Raw genomic sequence first — 17500 nt, forward strand, 5'->3', positions numbered from 1 at the left:
CTTATGAAAAAGGAAATAAACTTAAAAGAAGATAAAATAATAAGCTTATTAATTAAATATTCTATTCCATCTATTGTAGCTATGCTTGTAACATCTTTATATAACACTATAGATAGAGCTTTTGTTGGATCTATAAAAAGTGGCGGGGCTGAAGCTTTATCTGCTTTAGGTGTCGCTATGCCTTTATTTACAATAATAGGGGCTTTTTGCGTTGCTATAGCTATTGGAGGAAATACAAATATATCTATAAAACTCGGTGAAGATAATAATGATTTAGCAGAAAAGTATCTAGGAACTACTGTATTTTTAGAAATCTTAGCAGCTATATTTATAATAGTTATAAATATTACTTTTTTAGATCAGATTTTATATTTTTTTGGAGGAAGTGATTTAACTGTTCCTTTAGCAAAAGATTATATGATAATAATTTTATTATTTTCTATACTTAATTTGCCAGGTTTTGCTTTAAACGGTGCTATAAGGTCAGAAGGAAATCCAAAGCTCGCTGCAAATATGATGGTTTTAGGTTGCATATTAAATATGATTTTAGACCCAATATTTATTTTTGTATTTGATTTAAAAATAGCAGGTGCTGCAATTGGAACTGTTATATGTCAAGTTTTAATATTTCTTTGGTCTTCTTATTATTTTACATTTGGAAAATCTAAAATTAAGTTAAAATTATCTAATATTAAATTCGATAAAAGATTAGTTAAAGATATTATTAAAATTGGAATAACTCCATTTTTAATGGAAATTGCAACTGGATTTATATTTGTAGTAACAAATATAATTTTAAAAAGCTACGGGGGAGATTTAGCTATAGGTGCAATGACTGCTATAACTTCTATAGGGCTTCTTTTCTTAATGCCAGTTTACGGGTTAAGCCAAGGTATGCAAACTATAATAGCCTATAATATAGGAGCAAAGCTTTATAATAGAGCTAAAAAAGCTCTTTATTTAGCAATTACATTCTCTACAGGATTTTTAAGCATTGGGCTTATAATTATATTGAATTTTAAAGGATTTTTTATAGGGCTATTTTCAGATGATGTAGCTTTAATAAACTTAGCTAAATATGGGATAAGCATTAATTTAATAACTTTACCAACTATCGGAATAGTTATTTTAGGAACTGTGTATTTTCAAACTATCGGTTATTCAAAAAGGGCAATGTTTTTAAGTCTTACAAGAAGTGTGATTTATTTATTACCTATATTATATTTTATGCCTAAGGTATTTAATATTTTTGGTATATTTGCATCTCAGCCTTTAGCAGATATATTAGCTATGGTTACAGTTTTAATTATGATAATAAAAGATAGAAAAAATAATTTAAATTGTATAAATTAAAAAGAAAATAATATATAATTAAAAAGCCCTATAATTTTAGAGGGCTTTTTGTTTTGCAAAAGAAAATTAAAGAAAGATAGTAAAGCTTATGGAAAAGATAAATAAAAAAAGAAATAGGATAAAGATAGGTAGCTTAGAAGATATAAAAAGGTGCGGCTATACTTTAGAAAAGTTTAAAGAAGATTTTACTTTAGAAGAGGAAGTTATAAAAAGAATTTATAAAGACTTTAAAAAAGGTATAACTTACAAAGTAGATGATATAAAAGATTTTTTCTTATATATAAATAATATATTGATTTTTGAAAAAGAACATAAAAAATTAAATAAAATATTTAAAGATATAGATATTTTAAATATAAATAGAGTAGAGTTTGAGAGAAAAATTTCAAAAAGAGAAGATGTATCAAAGATTTTAAGTAAAATAGAAATTATAAAAAGTTCTACTGAAAAGATGACTCTAAAAGAAGATTTTTTAATTATAAGAGATTTAGAAAGAGAAATTGATAAAGATTATATTTACTCAAAAGATATAGAACTTATAAAAAAAATGATTCCTAAAACTTCTTTTAAAGAATCTTTATATGATAAAGAAAAAGAGATAAATACAGTTAAAATAAATATTTTAGAAGATTTAAATGAAAATTACATAAAATCAGATTTAGGAACAGTAGAATATCATAACAGTTTAAAATCTGATATTCCTAGAATCAAAAGGCTTATAAAATCTTTAGATAAATATATTATAAAAAAAGAAAAATATCATGAGATAAATCAAAGTAAAACCTTAGGTGATTCTATAAATATTGCTGTTGCAAAATTTAATGATAAAGAATTTAAAGCAGTTAGTGGAAAAAACGATATAGAGTCTTATTGCAAAGTAGTATCTAAAGAAAACGCTATATTTTTTAGTTCTAAGGTAAATAAGCTTGGGGAATTAGGAGTAGGTTATAGAAGGATAAATGATAGTGAAAAAAAGATTTTTGAAGCTATTTCTAAAAAAATAGATAAAAAGGAATTAGAAGACTTTGGAGTGATAGATTTATATAGTAAATGGGAGCCTTGTCCTAGCTGCCTTTATGTTATAAGTCAATTTAAAGAAAGATATCCTAAAATAAAAGTAAATATAAAATATCAAAAAAGCTATGGTGAAAAGTAAACCCTAAACCATAGTTTTTTTTTTATAAATTAAATTATATTTGAAAAAACCATTGAATGGAAAAATTTACTATATTATAATTAAATGGAAAGGTTTACTTTAGAATAATTATGGAGGGATTTAAATGAAAAAAGAAAAATTAAAAAAGATCATTGCCGTAACTATTGTGACTTCAGTTGTTTTTACAGGAATTTTACCAGTATTAGAAAAGGACAAGGCTTATGCAGAAGATAAGCAAGCTTATTCACTAGAAAAAGCTGAAGCTTACAAAAGCTTTGGTGTGGGACAAGGTATAGAGTGGCCAAGTCAGGTTTATTCGCCTTATGTTGATATGGTATCTTGGATTAACAATCCTGATTACTCAAATAACGGAACTGTTAATTTGAAAAAAATATACGAAGACACTGGAGTAAAATTTTTTAATTTAGGATTTATTCAAGGGACTTCAGGAGTACAAAATGGAAAAGTAAACTGGGGATGGGGTGGATACTCTGTTTTAAGTGAAAGCGGGGGAGAAAACAGCCAATATAATGGAATTAAAAAGTCTATAAAAGAACTTAGAGATGTAGGCGGAGATGTTACTGTATCTTTCGGGGGATTAAACGGAACTCCTTTTTGGGAAGTTACTCAAGATGTAGATGTTTTATATAATACTTATATGGAATTAGTTAAAGGATATGGATTAACTAGATTAGATTTAGATATAGAAGGTGGAGCGCAAGATAAAACGAAAAATATAGCAAATGCAAAAGCTATAAAGAAAGTTCAAGCTGAGACAGGAGTAGATATAGTTTTAACTTTGCCAGTTTTACCTAGCGGTTTAACAAGCGTACAGTTAGATGTTTTAGAAGCTTACTTAAGTCAAGGAGTACAAATTGAACTTGTAAATATTATGACTATGTGCTACGGCTCAAGTTCTTTAAACCCTGGAGAAAACTATGGAACTGCATCTTTAAGAGCTGTTGATTCTACTAAAGATCAATTAAAAAATTACTTTAGAAAGTATGCAAATATAGATTTAACAGATGCAGAGAGTTATAGAAAGATTGGTACTACACCATCTATAGGTTTTGAAGGTTCAGCTCACCCAGTATTTACTACAGATTGGACAAAGCTAGTAGTAGATCATGCAAAATTAAATGGACTTGGAATGGTTTCATTTTGGTCATTAAATAGAGATGCTAAACTTGATAATAACAGTGGAGTAAAAAATCAATATGAGTTTACTAATATCTGCAAAGAGTTTACAGATGGAGGCTCTGTAGAAGTTAATAATAAACCTGTTATAAGTGGAGCTCAAAGTAAAACTATATATGTAGGAGATAATTTTAATCCTCTAGACGGGGTTAAGGCTATAGATAAAGAAGATGGGGATTTAACTTCAAAGATTCAAATTACAGGAAAGGTTGATACAGGGAAAGCTGGATATTATGATATAGTTTATAAAGTATCTGATAGTAAAGGTCTTGAAACAACTTTGAAAATTACTATAGAAGTAAAAGCAAAACCAGACCCAAGCAAAGATAATTACGATCCAAATAAAATCTATAACACAGGAGATAAAGTTATATTTAAAGGAGAAGAGTATGTTTGCAAATGGTGGGTTAAAGGAGAAGCCCCAGATACATCAGCTGCATGGGAAAAAGTAAACTCACAAAATCCAGACGGTACTGTAGATTATAAAGACGGAATGGTCTGCACCTCAGGAATGAAAGTGAGGTATGAAGGAAAGGTTTATGAAGCTTTGTGGTGGACAACTTCTGTTCCAGGAAGTGATAGTTCGTGGAAGTTAATAGGATAGATTAAAAAGGTGCTACAATTTTTGTAGCATCTTTTTATATACAGAAAATTATAAAACATATGAAAATAAATTTCATAATAAGATAAAAATGAAAATATATTTTCAAAAATAGTTGCAAATGAAAATGTTTACGTTTATTATGTAAGTATAAAATGTAAAGTAGGTGAGAGGTTATGTTAGATAAAATAAAAGGTGGTTTAATAGTATCTTGTCAGGCCCTTAAAGAGGAGCCTTTGCATAGTCCTATGATAATGGGAAGGATGGCAATTGCAGCAGAAATGGGAGGCGCAGTTTGTATAAGAGCGCAAGGTGTAGAAGATATTCTAGAAATAAAGAAAAATGTTAACTTACCTGTAATTGGAATAATAAAAAGAGCTTATGATGATTCTGATATTTATATAACTCCAACTAAAAAAGAAGTTATGGAGTTATTAAGTACAGGCTGCGAGATGATAGCTTTAGATTGTACAAATAGAAAGAGGCCAAATGGTGAAAAACTTAAAGATTTAATAGATTTAATTCATTCAAAAGGTGTTTTAGTCATGGCGGATATAGCAAACTTTGAAGAAGGGATTTTAGCTGAAAAATTAGGCGCAAATTGTGTCTCAACAACACTTTCAGGATATACAGATTATTCAAATAAAAATAAAGGAGTTGATTTAGAGTTAATTAGTAAATTAAATAAAAATTTAAAAATTCCAGTAATTGCAGAGGGAAGAATACATAGTCCAAAAGATTTAGAAGATGCTTATAAAAGCGGAGCATTTTCAGCAGTTGTTGGTGGTGCTATAACTAGACCTCAAGAAATTACAAAAAGATTTGTAGATGCTTTGAATTAAGTTTAAGGGGGAAGACTTTGGGAATAATAGATAGAATAAAGAAAAATGATTATAAGAAAAGTAAAAACGATATATTATTAGAAGAATACATAGAAGAAAAGGGAAGTGAGTGCGTATATAAATCTATTTCAGAGATAGCAAAGGGTGCAAAAACTTCAGAAGCTACTATTACTAGGTTTACAAAAAAGCTTGGATTTAGTGGGTTTCAAGAATTTAAAGTAACCCTTGCTAAAGTTATTTCAAAAGAAAAAGGTAAAAGTATAATAAGCGCAGCTGTAGATAAAAACGAAAGTATTCAAAACACTTCAAAAACTATTTTAGAGAGCAATAAAATGGTTTTAGATAAGACTTTTGAAGAACTTGATTTTAATAAAATAGTAGAAATTAGAGAATTGATTTTAAGTTCTAAAAGAATACTTTTCTTTGGAATTGGAAACTCTGGAATTTCCGCTATGGATGCAAATTATAAATTTATGAGAATAGGTTTAAATACCACTACTGTTACTGACAATCACACTATGCTTATGATGTCCTCTTTAATTTCAAGAAATGATTTAGTTTTTTGTATTTCACATACAGGTGAAACTAAAGAACTTATAGAAGCTTTAAATTTAGTTAAAGAAAATAAAGGTAAAATTATATCGATAACTTCAAATGTTAGAAATACAATTATGGATATGTCAGATGTAAATTTAAGCTATGTAGGAGTAGAAACAAAGTTTGAGACAGGGTCTATTATGTCAAAATTACCTCAAGGGTTTTTAGTTGAATTAATCTATGCAGAAGTAATAAAAGAAGTATACGAAGAAGCTATAGAAAATAAAATCAAAACTACAAACTCTATAGAAAGATAAAAAATAGAGCTTTTAATCTAAAAGCTCTATTATTTCTACTGTGTAATTGTAACCAGGTGCTAAAACTTCTACTATATCGCCAGCTTTTTTATTTAATAAAGCTTTACCTAAATCAGACTCTATACTAATTAGCATATTTTCAGGGTCTAAATCCATAGTAGTAACTAAAGTTATTTCAGTTTCATCATCATCTTCAACAAACCTAATTCTAGCTTTAGAATTAATTCCAAGCTGTGATTTATCTACAGGTTCATCAACTACAGTAGCTGTTGAAATCATAGTAAAAAGATATTGTATTCTGTTATCATTTTCTCTATAGTTAGCGCAAGCTTCTTTGTATTCAGCATTTTCAGATCTATCACCATGAGCTGCAGCTACAAGTTTTTCTTTAGCTATTTCAGCTCTCTTAACTGTCATTCTATATTCTAATTCTTCTTTTAATTTTTCCATGTTTTCTCTAGTAAGTGTATTATGCATAAGTATTACCTCCACAAATTTCTACTAAAATATTATAGCATAATAAAGATATTAAAGTGAACTTAATGAGAATATGTTAAAATATGTTTGGAGGGGATAAGATGAAAGCGATTGTAAACGCAGATGATTTCGGGTATAGCAAGGGACAAAATATTGGAATACTAGAATCATTTAAAGATGGGATTGTAAGTTCAACGTCACTTATGGTAAATATGGAAGGCTTTGAACATGCAATAAAATTAATGAAAGAAAACAGTGATTTAAGTGTTGGTATACATTTAGTTATGACTGCTTCTAAACCTATTATAAAAGGGCATAAAACTATAGTAGATAAAAATGGCTTTTTTATAAGAGATATGAATATTATAGAAAAAGCAGATGTTTTAGAAATTAAAAGGGAGTACACGGCTCAAATAAATAAATTTTTAGATACAGGATTTAAACCAACTCATATAGATTTTCACGTTGGTGCAACATATAATCAATATTTAATAGCTATAGAAATAGCAAAAGAATTTAATATTCCGCTTAGAGGGATGAACGAATTTTACGAAAAGCTTTTAGAAAAAGAAGGGGTTAAACATTCTAAAAACTTTATAGTAGATTTTTATGATGAAGGTGTATCTTTAAAAAATCTAAAAGAGATATTTAAAAATAATAAAGATAAAGATTTGATTGAAATTATGACACATCCAGCTTACGTAGATTCTATTTTATTAAATGGTAGTAGTTATAATATTAAAAGGGCAGAGGAGCTAAGAATACTAACATCTAAAGAAATAAAAGAGTTTATAAAATCAAATAATATAGAACTTATAAGTTATAAAAACATTTAAAAAGATTATAATATGTAATCTCCCAGAATAAGATTAATTAAAGTATTTTAAGTAAATTTTATTTTAGGAGATTTTTATGTTTAAAGATAATTTGATAGTTAAAAATAGAGATTTAAGAAATTTTTGCGTTTATAGATTAATATTTGGAATAAGCTATACTATGATATTACCTATAATCCCACTATACTTTAAAGAGATTGGTTTTGATACTATTTTAATTGGTACTATAGCTTCTTTTTATGGAATAAGTAAAACAATAACTCAGCTCCCTTTTGGTGTAGTTACAAATACACTTGGAGATAAAAAAAGTTTGAAGTTTGCACTTATTTTAATGTCTATCTTACCTATAGGATATGTTTATAGTAAAAATTCTTTTATTGCAGCAAGTTTATATGTACTGCAAGGCGGAATACTAGGGATGGCAGCCCCTGCAACTTACTCTATATTAGCTAGAGTTTTAGATACTAAAAGAAGAGGAGAAAGTACTGGTTTTGCATCTGCAGTATTTACTTTAGGTGGAGGAATCGGAGCCTTGATTTCTGGGGTCATAGTAAACAGATTAAACAATTTTGACTTAGTCTTTTATATAGCTTCTTTTGGAATATTTATATCTTTTATTTACCTTTTATTTTTAGTTCCTAAAAATAATTATAGGACTTCAAGTGAGAAAATTAAAAATAGGTCTATAATAAAAGAATTAAAAAAAGAAAAAATTATTAGAAAAACATTAGTTTTAGCATCTATTGCTTTTTTAGGAGATTATATATATGGGTGCATTTTATCTTTAATACATTTTTATGGTACAGATGTTTTAAAAGGAACAACAGCTTACACTTCATTTATAATATCAGTTTATCTTTTAGTTTTTGGAATAGGAGCGCCAATAGCTGGAATGGTCTCAGATAAGATAGGAAATAAAAAGAATTTAAATTTATCTTTTTTTGTGATGAGTTTAAGCTTACTAGGTTTGTACTTTATAAGAAATAAAATAATTTTTTTAATAATTATAATAATATATTTTTTAGGTGCAACCTTTTTAAACGCATCCCTTCAAAGTGAATTATCTAAAGCCTCAAAAAACGAATCTACTAAAGGATTTGTGTTTGGGCTAGTTGGAGGGGCTGAATCTTTAGGGTTTGCTGTAGGACCCTTAATATCATCATATTTATACAGTTATAGTAAAGACCTTTTATTTTTAAGTTTGTTTTTTGTAACTCTAATAGTTTCTTTATTTTATTTTTTAAATCTAAAGAAGTAATAGTTATTAAGTTTTTGGCTAAAAATAACCTTAGAAAAACATAAGGAGAAACTATATGAATTTAAAAGAAAGTGTATTATTTAAAAATAAGGACCTTAGAAACTTTTGTTTTTATAGATTGATTTTTGGAATAAGCTATAGTTTTACTATTCCTGTGTTACCTTTATTTTTTGATAATATTGGTTTAGATACTATTATAATAGGTTGTTTTATGTCTCTTTACGGACTTTCTAAAGCTTTAGTTCAAGTCCCTTCTGGAATTATTACAGATACTTTAGGAGATAAGATAGTTTTAGTTATATCTACAACGCTTTTAGCTTTAGTTCCTATAACTTATATATTTATAAATAACAACATACTTTGTGGCTCTTTATATATAGTTCAAGGAGCTATATTAGGTCTTGCAGCTCCTGCAGTTTTCTCGATTTTAGGAAGATCTTTAGACGGGAAACATATAGGAGAATCTACAGGATTTGCATCAGCTGTATTTACTTTAGGTGGAGGAATTGGAGCCTTTATAGGAGGATATATACTATCTTTAACTAATAATTTTAATATTGTATTTTCGATCTCATTTATTTCAATTTTAATAACAGTAGTTTTTATTATTTTTAAAATAAAAAAAGATACGAACAAATCAAAAAAATGTGAGAAATCAAAAGAACCTATACTATGTAGGCTCAAAGTTATAAAAAACAACCTTACAGAAAAGAAGCTTTTAAGTAAAGTTATTTTACTTTGCTTTGTTGCGCTACTTGGTGATTTTATTTACGGGTGCGTCGGGTCTATTTTCCCTTTTTACGGGCTTGAAGTTTTACATGCCACTTCCTTTTATACATCTACTATAATATCGATTTATCTATTTGTTTTTGGGATATTTGCACCAATCGCTGGAATAGTAAGTGACAAAATAGGGATAGATAGGCAAATGTTTATTTCTTTTTTAGTTATGATAGTAGCTTTATTTACTTTAGGAGTAGTTAGAGGAAAAATAATTTTTGCTGTAGTTATAACTATATATTTTTTAGGTGCAACCTTTTTAAATGCTGCACTTCAAAATTCACTATTAGGGTTTTCAAAAATTAAAGATATAAAAGGTTTTGTGTTTGGAGTAGTCGGAGCGTCAGAATCTATAGGCTATGCAATAGGACCTATAATTTCTTCAAACATATATAAAATAAATAAAAACTTTTTGTTTTTTGGACTTTTAATATTTTCTATTTTTATCTTTTTAATATATCTAAAATTACATAAAAAAGCTTTTTATTAAAATTCTCTAAGATTTAGAGAATTTTTTTTGTATTTAAGAATATTATTGTAAAGATATTAATTTTAAGGAAGGTGATTTATATAAGAGAAGCGTTTAATTTACTTATAGATAGGTGGGATTTTTTCTTAAAACTAACTATAGAGCATTTAAAAATATCTTGTATAGCTATACTTTTAGCTGGAGTTATAGGAATAACTTTAGGAGTTTTAATTAGTGAATATAAAAAATCCTCAAAAATAGTAATTAGCATTACAAATTTTATCTACACAATACCATCAATATCGTTACTTGGATTTTTAATACCCCTATCTGGAATAGGTAACAAGACAGCAATAATAGCTTTAACTGTATATGGGCTTTTGCCTATGATTAGAAATACATATACAGGAATAGAGAGTATAGATAGTTCAATTATTGAAGCTGCAAAGGGGATGGGAAGTAAAAGGTCAGAGATACTATTTAAGATTAAATTGCCTCTTGCAACAGGAATAATACTTTCAGGGTTTAAAAATATGATAGTTATGACAATAGCACTTTCAGGTATAGCATCATTTATAGGGGCCGGAGGCCTTGGAGTAGCTATATATAGGGGAATTACTACAAACAATGCTGCTATGACTTTAGTTGGTAGTTTGCTTATAGCATTACTAGCTCTTTTAGGAGATTTTTTAGCAGGGGGAATATGGAAAATTATTAATAGAAAATGGAGGTTAAATAATGAAAAAGTTTATTAAAATAGCACTTTTAGCTTTAACTATAGGAATACCTTTTACTTTTATTTCATGTAATAATGATTCAAAAAAAGTAGAAGAAAAAAGTGGAGGAACTATAAAGATTGCAACAAAACCTATGACAGAACAATTTATATTAAGTGAAATGCTTAAAGCTTTAATAGAAGAAAATACAAATCTTAATGTTGAGATAACTAAAGGAATCGGAGGGGGAACTAGTAACATCCACCCGGCTATAGTAAAGGGTGAGTTTGATATGTATCCTGAATATACAGGAACTGGATGGAGCTTTGTTTTAAAAGAAAAACATATACCAGACGATAAGACACTTTTTGAAGATTTAAATAAAAAATATATGGAAAATTATAAATTAAAGTGGGTTGGACTTTATGGATTTAATAATACATTTGGCTTAGCTGTAAGAAAAGATATAGCAAAAAAATATAATTTAAAAACTTATTCTGATTTACAAAAGTATTCAAAAGATCTAAAATTCGGTGCAGAATATGATTTTTATGAAAGAGATGACGGTTATGATGCTTTATGCAAAAAATATAACTTCAAATTTAAAGAAGCAGTAGATTTAGATATAGGGCTAAAACATAAAGCTATAAATTCAAAAGAGATAGATGTAATGAATATATTTACAACAGATGGACAGCTTTCTACATCTGATATAGTTGTTTTAAAAGATGATAAGAATTTTTATCAAACATACTACTCAGGGACTGTAGTTCGTGAAGATACTTTAAAAAAATATAAAGATCTAGAAGGTGTCTTATTAAAAATGAATAACATCATAACAGAGGAAGAAATGTCTAAGCTTAATAATGAAGTTGAATCAAATGGAAAAGATGAAAAAGAAATTGCAATTAACTTTTTAAAGGAAAAGGGACTTATTAAAAAGGATTAAAGGTATTAAAAATGTGCGAAAATATTGTTAGTTTTAAAAATATAAATAAATTCTATGGAGATGAAAAAGTATTAGAAAATTTTAATTTAGATATAAAATACGGAGAGTTTTTAACTATAATAGGCACATCGGGTTCAGGTAAGACGACAGTCTTAAAGCTTATAAACGGACTTTTAGAGTCTAATGGTGGAGAAATTTTTGTGTGCGGTGAAAATATAAAAACTATAGATAAAATTAATTTAAGAAGAAATATAGGGTATGTAATACAAGGGATAGGACTTTTTCCTCATATGAGTATTAAAAAGAATATAGAGTATGTTCTAAACTTAAAAAAAGAAGATAAAAAGGTTATGTCTTTAAGAAGTTTAGAACTTATAGAAAAAGTAGGACTTAAAAAGGAAATGTTAAAAAAGTATCCAAACGAATTATCAGGAGGACAAAGGCAAAGAGTCGGGATAGCTAGAGCTTTAGCTTCAAAGCCTAAAATACTTTTGATGGATGAACCTTTTGGGGCTGTAGATGAAATAACTAGAAAAATGCTTCAAGAAGAGATTTTAAATATTTATAAAGAGTTAGATGTAACTATTATTTTTGTAACTCACGATATAAAAGAGGCTCTAAAGCTTGGAACTAGAGTTATTGTTATGAATGAAGGTAAAATAGTTCAAAGTGGGACTAGCTCTGATATAAAAAATAATCCTAAAAATGAATTTGTAAAAGAATTAATCTCCTAGAAAGAAATTTCTAGGGGATTTTTAATGATATAATTAATTAAAAAAGAATTAAGGGGATGTGATTTATTTATGAAAATAGAAAGTTATGGTGTGTTTTTTAGTCCTACAGGAGGAACTAAAAAAGCTTTAGATGTTCTTCTTAAAAACATAGATGAAAATTATACAGAAATTGACTTAACAGTTAAAGATAATAGAGAGAAAGACTATGTTTTTAAAAAGGGTGATTTAGTAGTTGTAGCAGCGCCAGTTTATGCTGGAAGAATTCCTATGGTTACAGATTTATTTTCTAATTTAAAAGGAGATAATACTCCTTTGATAGTTATGGCAACTTACGGAAATAGGCATTATGATGATGCTTTAATTCAATTAAAAACTATACTATCTAAAAGAGGATTTAAAGTAATTGGAGGGATAGCACCTATAATTCCTCATATATATTCTAAAAAGTTAGGTGCAAACAGGCCAGACATTGAAGACTCAAAAATTATTTTAGAATTTAGAGATAAAATATTAAAAAAATTAGAAAATAATGATTTAAGTGAAGTTAATCTCCCAGGAAACAGGGATATAGAAACTTTAAAAGAAAAACCAGGAAGTAATATTTTAAAAAGCTTCAAAGAAGATAAATGCAATAATTGCAAAGTTTGTATTAAGCTTTGCCCAGTTTCAGCAATAAGTGAAAATAGAGAGATCGATAAATCTCTTTGTATAAATTGTATGAGATGCGTTAAAGTTTGCAAAAGTCACGCTAGAGATTTTGATGACTCTAAGATAAAAGAATATCTTGAGGCCAATTACTTAAAAAGAAGAGAGATAGAATATTATTTAAATTAGTAATAAGTTTAAATAGGAATAGAAGAAAAAAAGAGTGGTAAAATATAGATATAAATAAGGCCAATTAAGGACTTTTGGAGGAAACAAAAGAATATGGATACGAACGTAGACAAGGCACTAGAAGGTATTAAAGAGGAGATTATTAATTTTAGAAGAGATTTTCATAAATACCCTGAAGCTGCTTGGGGAGAATTTAGAACTGCATCTTTAATTATTAAAAGATTAAAAGAATTAGGTTTTCAAGTTTTATATGGAAAAGATATAATAAATGAAAAATACAGAATGAATTTACCTTCAAAAAAAGAACTTAAACAAAATTATAAAAGGGCATTAGAACAAGGTGGAATACCAGAATTTATGGAAAAAATGAAAGGCGGATTCACTGCAGTTTGTGGGATTTTAAAAAATGGAGAAGGCCCAACTATAGCTTTAAGATTCGATATAGATGCTGTTAAAAATAACGAATGTGAAGAAGAAGATCATAAGCCTTTTAAATTTGGATTTTCTTCAGTTAATAAAGGAATAATGCACGGCTGTGGTCACGATGGTCATATCTCTATAGGGCTTGGAGTTTCAGAAATAATTTCAAGGTTTAAAAATTTTAAAGGAACTATAAAAATCATTTTTCAAGCAGCAGAAGAAGGGGTTAGCGGTGCAAGGTCTATAGCAGAATCCGGGGTTTTAGATGATGTAGATTATATTGTTAGTGGACATATAGGAATAAAAGCTAGAAAGTCTGGAGAAATTATCTGTGGAACAGACGGATTCTTTGCAACTTCAAAAATCAACGCTGAATTTAAAGGGAAGTCAGCTCACGCTGGAGTTGCACCTGAAAAAGGGCATAACGCCTTACTTTCTGCATCTACAGCAGTATTGAATTTAGATGCTATCCCTAGAAATAGTGAGGGCGTAACTAGAATAAACGTAGGTAAACTTGTAGCTGGAAGCGGAAGAAATGTAGTCCCTGGACGAGCTTTTATGGAAATAGAAACTAGAGGTGAAACAACTGAACTTAACAAATATATGGAAGATTACGCAAACAGGATACTAGAATCATCTGCAATGATGCATGACACTGATGTTGAAATAAAATGTGTAGGAAAATCTATTAATGCAGATAGTGATAAAGAACTTATAGATTTTGCAGTAAATATTGCAAAAAACATGAAAGAGTTCGATAAAGTTATAAAAAAAGCAAGCTTTGGTGCTAGTGAAGATATCTGTTATATGATGAAAAGAGTTCAAGATAACGGAGGAAAAGCTCTTTATATGATGTTTGGAACAGAATTAAAAGGAGAGCATCACTCTGTAAGATTTGATTTTAATGAAGAAGATATGTTTAAAGCAATAAAAACATATTTAAACATAGTAGATGAATTATCTAAAAACTACAAAAAAATAAGTTAAAAATTAAGGGATATTAAATTTTTAATATCCCTTTTAAAATCTATCTAGTAGGATTGATTTTAATTGTACTAGTTTTTACTGGTAAGTAATGTTTATTTAGTATTATAGGAGAATTTGAAGACTTATAAATAGATTCTTCTAATAAATAAAAAGTATCTTCACCTGCTATAGGATGATTCTTTGTTACAAAATTTCCAGACTTAGATATTTTTATTTTTATTTCTATCTTAGTACAATCGTTATAGATATCTTCTTCTATAAATTTCTTAAATTCTTCTTTGTCATTTAAATTTAAGTTTAATTTAGAAATTTCTTCTATAGGTATTATCGTATAGGAATACGCAAGAGAAGATTTATTTTTTAAATACCATCTATCTATGCAAACTGTAGCTACAGAAGCGCTATTTAAAACCTTTAAATAATAATCAGAAGGAGGATCAATTTTAAATTCCATCTCTAAATCATCTGGTTCTTCATTTAAACATTTATAAACTGGATGTCCAAACTTTTCTAATCCATTTGAACTTTTAAAATTATCATTTGTGATGAAGTTCCCTTTTCCTCGTATGTTTTTTATAAGTCCATCATCTTGAAGAAGAGCTAAAGATTGACGAAGGGTACTACGACTAACCCCAAGCCTTTTAGCTAAATCAGGTTCTGATGGAAGCCTTGAATTTTTAGGGAAAGTTCCTTCAGTTATCATTTTAAATAATTTATCATAAACTGTTACATATAAAAGCTCTTTGCTTTTATTTGGTATAAGTGTATCCATATTAATCACCTTTCTAAAGTAGACAAGTTGTAGACAAGTTATGCTTTAAATAGTACAACTCTACATTTAAATTATAAGAGATTTTCTAATAAATACAAATAAATTTATAAAAAATTATATGTAAACGTTTGATAATAAGATAAAAGTATGATATTATATATTCATAAAGAACATACAACTAAGCAGACAAGTTGTGGTTGTACAATTAATTTTTAACGAGAGATTAGGAGGAAATAAAATGATTTATTCACAAGGTTCAGCAAAAGAATATCACATAGATGTAGCAAAAGGAGAGGTTGGTAAATATGTTATCATGCCTGGAGATCCTAAAAGATGCGAAAAAATAGCTAAATACTTAGATAATGCAGAGTTAGTTGCAGATAAGAGAGAATATGTAACTTATACTGGATATTTAGATGGAGTAAAAGTAAGTGTTACTTCAACTGGTATCGGTGGTCCTTCAGCTGCAATAGCTTTAGAAGAATTAGTTAAATGTGGAGCTGATACTTTCATCAGAGTAGGTACTTGTGGTGGAATGGACTTAGACGTTAAAGGTGGAGATATAGTAGTAGCTACAGGTGCTATAAGAGCAGAAGGAACTTCAAGAGAGTACGCTCCTATAGAATTCCCAGCAGTTGCAAACTTAGATGTTATAAACGCTCTTGTAGAAGGAGCTAAAGAATTAAAACTACCTTATCACGCAGGTGTAGTTCAAGCAAAAGATTCATTTTATGGACAACATTCACCAGAAACTAAACCAGTAAGTTATGAACTTCAAAACAAATGGGATGCTTGGTGCAAAATGGGATGCTTAGCTTCAGAGATGGAAGGTGCTGCTTTATTTATAGTAGGAAGCTACTTAAGAGTTAGAGTTGGTGCAGCATTCTTAGTTGTTGCAAACCAAGAAAGAGAAAAAAGAGGAATGGAAAACGCTCAAGTTCACGATACTGAAAGTGCAATAAAAGTAGGTATTGAAGGAATAAGAAACCTAATCAAATTAGACAAAGCAAATGGTGTAATATAATATATCATTAGTAAGATATATTTTTAAAGACTATAAGGAGTAACATTATGAAAAAATATAAAAGAATTTTTACAATCGTTATTGACTCTTTAGGAGTAGGTGCAATGAACGATTCAGAAGAATATGGAGATATAAATGTAGATACTTTAGGACATATTTCAGAATCAGTTGATAGTTTTAATATCCCAAACCTTCAAAAGATGGGGATTGGAAACTTACACAAAGTTAAGCACGTAGACTCTGTAAAAAAACCTATTGGATACAGAACTAAATTAAACGAAGCTAGTGTAGGTAAAGATACTATGACAGGTCACTGGGAGATGATGGGCCTTCATATAACTAAACCTTTTAAAACATTTACTGACACAGGGTTTCCAAAAGAATTATTAGATGAATTAGAAGCTAGAACTGGTCATAAAATAGTTGGAAATAAAAGTGCAAGTGGAACAGAGATCTTAGATGAACTTGGTGAGCACCAAATGAAAACTGGAGATATGATAGTTTATACTTCTGCAGACTCAGTTTTACAAATATGTGGACACGAAGAAACTTTTGGATTAGATGAATTATATAGATGCTGCGAGATAGCAAGAGAACTAACTTTAAAAGATGAATGGAAAGTTGGTAGAATTATAGCAAGGCCTTACCTTGGAAACAAAAAAGGTGAGTTTAAACGTACTAGTAACAGACACGATTACGCTCTTAAACCATACGGAGAAACAGCTTTAAACGCTTTAAAAGATAAAGGTCTTGAAGTTATTTCAGTAGGTAAAATCAAAGATATATTTGATTCAGAAGGAATAACAGAAGGAAATAAATCAAAAAGTTCAGTTCATGGTATGGAACAAACTTTAGAAATTATGGATAGAGACTTTGAAGGTCTTTGCTTTGTAAATCTAGTTGATTTTGATGCTTTATGGGGACACAGAAGAAACCCTAAAGGATATGCTGAAGAATTAGAAAAATTCGACGTTAACTTAGGTAAAGTATTAGAAAAACTAAATGATGATGATTTATTAATAATAACAGCAGACCACGGTAATGACCCTACTTATAAAGGATCAGACCACACTCGTGAAAGAGTACCTTTCTTAGCTTACTCACCTTCAATGAAAGATTCAGGTGAATTAGAAGAAAGAAAAACATTTGCAGATATAGGTGCAACAATCGCTGATAACTTCGAAGTTCAAATGCCAAAAGGAACTATAGGTTCATCAGTATTAGAAAAGCTTAAATAATTA

17 protein-coding genes are annotated in these 17500 nt (G+C 28.5%); 15 read left to right on the forward strand and 2 right to left on the reverse strand.

The window, feature by feature from the left end:
- Positions 1-3 precede the first annotated feature (3 nt).
- The 5 genes from M4I33_RS04030 to M4I33_RS04050 all read left to right on the forward strand — a co-directional run bounded on the left by M4I33_RS04030 (position 4) and on the right by M4I33_RS04050 (position 6003).
- A complete protein-coding gene (locus tag M4I33_RS04030) occupies positions 4-1353 on the forward strand; it encodes an MATE family efflux transporter (protein ID WP_257915599.1) in 1350 nt (449 codons plus the stop codon).
- 88 nt (positions 1354-1441) lie between these two features.
- The gene (locus tag M4I33_RS04035; protein WP_257915600.1) at positions 1442-2509 is read left to right on the forward strand and encodes a deaminase domain-containing protein; all 1068 of its coding nucleotides are present in this window, start codon (positions 1442-1444) and stop codon (positions 2507-2509) included.
- A gap of 124 nt (positions 2510-2633) precedes the next feature.
- The gene (locus M4I33_RS04040) at positions 2634-4310 is read left to right on the forward strand and encodes an immunoglobulin-like domain-containing protein (protein WP_257915601.1); all 1677 of its coding nucleotides are present in this window, start codon (positions 2634-2636) and stop codon (positions 4308-4310) included.
- A 173-nt stretch (positions 4311-4483) separates the two neighbouring features.
- Positions 4484-5149: an N-acetylmannosamine-6-phosphate 2-epimerase gene (locus tag M4I33_RS04045; RefSeq protein WP_257915602.1), complete on the forward strand. Its 666-nt coding sequence runs from the start codon at positions 4484-4486 to the stop codon at positions 5147-5149.
- A gap of 17 nt (positions 5150-5166) precedes the next feature.
- Complete coding sequence (locus tag M4I33_RS04050; protein ID WP_257915603.1) at positions 5167-6003, forward strand: MurR/RpiR family transcriptional regulator; 837 nt, start codon at positions 5167-5169, stop codon at positions 6001-6003.
- A 12-nt stretch (positions 6004-6015) separates the two neighbouring features.
- Here M4I33_RS04050 and M4I33_RS04055 read toward each other — a convergent pair whose 3' ends face one another.
- A complete protein-coding gene (locus M4I33_RS04055) occupies positions 6016-6480 on the reverse strand; it encodes a GreA/GreB family elongation factor (RefSeq protein WP_257915605.1) in 465 nt (154 codons plus the stop codon).
- 101 nt (positions 6481-6581) lie between these two features.
- On the opposite strand from M4I33_RS04055, the gene chbG reads away from it, so the two are divergent.
- The 8 genes from chbG to M4I33_RS04095 all read left to right on the forward strand — a co-directional run bounded on the left by chbG (position 6582) and on the right by M4I33_RS04095 (position 14463).
- The gene (gene chbG, locus M4I33_RS04060; protein ID WP_257915606.1) at positions 6582-7316 is read left to right on the forward strand and encodes a chitin disaccharide deacetylase; all 735 of its coding nucleotides are present in this window, start codon (positions 6582-6584) and stop codon (positions 7314-7316) included.
- A gap of 76 nt (positions 7317-7392) precedes the next feature.
- Complete coding sequence (locus M4I33_RS04065; RefSeq protein ID WP_257915607.1) at positions 7393-8574, forward strand: MFS transporter; 1182 nt, start codon at positions 7393-7395, stop codon at positions 8572-8574.
- Between the two features lie 55 nt (positions 8575-8629).
- Positions 8630-9844, forward strand: coding sequence for an MFS transporter (locus M4I33_RS04070; RefSeq protein WP_257915608.1), 1215 nt, complete (start codon positions 8630-8632; stop codon positions 9842-9844).
- A gap of 71 nt (positions 9845-9915) precedes the next feature.
- Complete coding sequence (locus M4I33_RS04075; protein ID WP_257915609.1) at positions 9916-10578, forward strand: ABC transporter permease; 663 nt, start codon at positions 9916-9918, stop codon at positions 10576-10578.
- Entirely contained in the window at positions 10562-11488 is a 927-nt protein-coding gene (locus M4I33_RS04080; RefSeq protein ID WP_257915610.1) for a glycine betaine ABC transporter substrate-binding protein, read from the forward strand. The genes M4I33_RS04075 and M4I33_RS04080 overlap by 17 nt, the downstream gene beginning before the upstream one ends.
- Positions 11489-11499: 11 nt before the next feature.
- A complete protein-coding gene (locus M4I33_RS04085; RefSeq protein ID WP_257915611.1) occupies positions 11500-12222 on the forward strand; it encodes an ABC transporter ATP-binding protein in 723 nt (240 codons plus the stop codon).
- Positions 12223-12291: 69 nt separating this feature from the next.
- Entirely contained in the window at positions 12292-13056 is a 765-nt protein-coding gene (locus M4I33_RS04090; protein ID WP_257915612.1) for an EFR1 family ferrodoxin, read from the forward strand.
- Positions 13057-13149: 93 nt separating this feature from the next.
- Positions 13150-14463 (forward strand): amidohydrolase, encoded by a 1314-nt coding sequence (locus M4I33_RS04095; RefSeq protein ID WP_257915614.1) that lies wholly within the window; start codon positions 13150-13152, stop codon positions 14461-14463.
- A gap of 40 nt (positions 14464-14503) precedes the next feature.
- Here the strand turns inward: M4I33_RS04095 and M4I33_RS04100 are convergent, their stop codons facing one another.
- A complete protein-coding gene (locus tag M4I33_RS04100; RefSeq protein ID WP_257915615.1) occupies positions 14504-15235 on the reverse strand; it encodes a GntR family transcriptional regulator in 732 nt (243 codons plus the stop codon).
- 238 nt (positions 15236-15473) lie between these two features.
- On the opposite strand from M4I33_RS04100, the gene udp reads away from it, so the two are divergent.
- Together udp and M4I33_RS04110 are read left to right on the forward strand one after the other, a co-directional pair.
- Positions 15474-16259: a uridine phosphorylase gene (gene udp / locus M4I33_RS04105; protein ID WP_257915616.1), complete on the forward strand. Its 786-nt coding sequence runs from the start codon at positions 15474-15476 to the stop codon at positions 16257-16259.
- Between the two features lie 47 nt (positions 16260-16306).
- Complete coding sequence (locus tag M4I33_RS04110) at positions 16307-17497, forward strand: phosphopentomutase (RefSeq protein WP_257915617.1); 1191 nt, start codon at positions 16307-16309, stop codon at positions 17495-17497.
- The last annotated feature ends 3 nt before the right edge of the window (positions 17498-17500 follow it).

The organism is Clostridium sp. LY3-2 (genome assembly GCF_024705715.1).
In the GTDB taxonomy this organism is placed as follows: Bacteria; Bacillota; Clostridia; order Clostridiales; family Clostridiaceae; genus Clostridium.

Bases quoted from the DNA above. Each gene is read 5' to 3' on its own strand.
- M4I33_RS04110 (WP_257915617.1), top strand. From the start codon at position 16,307: ATGAAAAAATATAAAAGAATTTTTACAATCGTTATTGACTCTTTAGGA.
- M4I33_RS04040 (WP_257915601.1), top strand. From the start codon at position 2,634: ATGAAAAAAGAAAAATTAAAAAAGATCATTGCCGTAACTATTGTGACT.
- udp (WP_257915616.1), top strand. From the start codon at position 15,474: ATGATTTATTCACAAGGTTCAGCAAAAGAATATCACATAGATGTAGCA.
- M4I33_RS04045 (WP_257915602.1), top strand. From the start codon at position 4,484: ATGTTAGATAAAATAAAAGGTGGTTTAATAGTATCTTGTCAGGCCCTT.
- M4I33_RS04095 (WP_257915614.1), top strand. From the start codon at position 13,150: ATGGATACGAACGTAGACAAGGCACTAGAAGGTATTAAAGAGGAGATT.
- M4I33_RS04085 (WP_257915611.1), top strand. From the start codon at position 11,500: ATGTGCGAAAATATTGTTAGTTTTAAAAATATAAATAAATTCTATGGA.
- M4I33_RS04080 (WP_257915610.1), top strand. From the start codon at position 10,562: ATGAAAAAGTTTATTAAAATAGCACTTTTAGCTTTAACTATAGGAATA.
- M4I33_RS04070 (WP_257915608.1), top strand. From the start codon at position 8,630: ATGAATTTAAAAGAAAGTGTATTATTTAAAAATAAGGACCTTAGAAAC.
- M4I33_RS04090 (WP_257915612.1), top strand. From the start codon at position 12,292: ATGAAAATAGAAAGTTATGGTGTGTTTTTTAGTCCTACAGGAGGAACT.
- M4I33_RS04030 (WP_257915599.1), top strand. From the start codon at position 4: ATGAAAAAGGAAATAAACTTAAAAGAAGATAAAATAATAAGCTTATTA.
- M4I33_RS04035 (WP_257915600.1), top strand. From the start codon at position 1,442: ATGGAAAAGATAAATAAAAAAAGAAATAGGATAAAGATAGGTAGCTTA.
- M4I33_RS04055 (WP_257915605.1), bottom strand. From the start codon at position 6,480: ATGCATAATACACTTACTAGAGAAAACATGGAAAAATTAAAAGAAGAA.
- chbG (WP_257915606.1), top strand. From the start codon at position 6,582: ATGAAAGCGATTGTAAACGCAGATGATTTCGGGTATAGCAAGGGACAA.
- M4I33_RS04065 (WP_257915607.1), top strand. From the start codon at position 7,393: ATGTTTAAAGATAATTTGATAGTTAAAAATAGAGATTTAAGAAATTTT.
- M4I33_RS04100 (WP_257915615.1), bottom strand. From the start codon at position 15,235: ATGGATACACTTATACCAAATAAAAGCAAAGAGCTTTTATATGTAACA.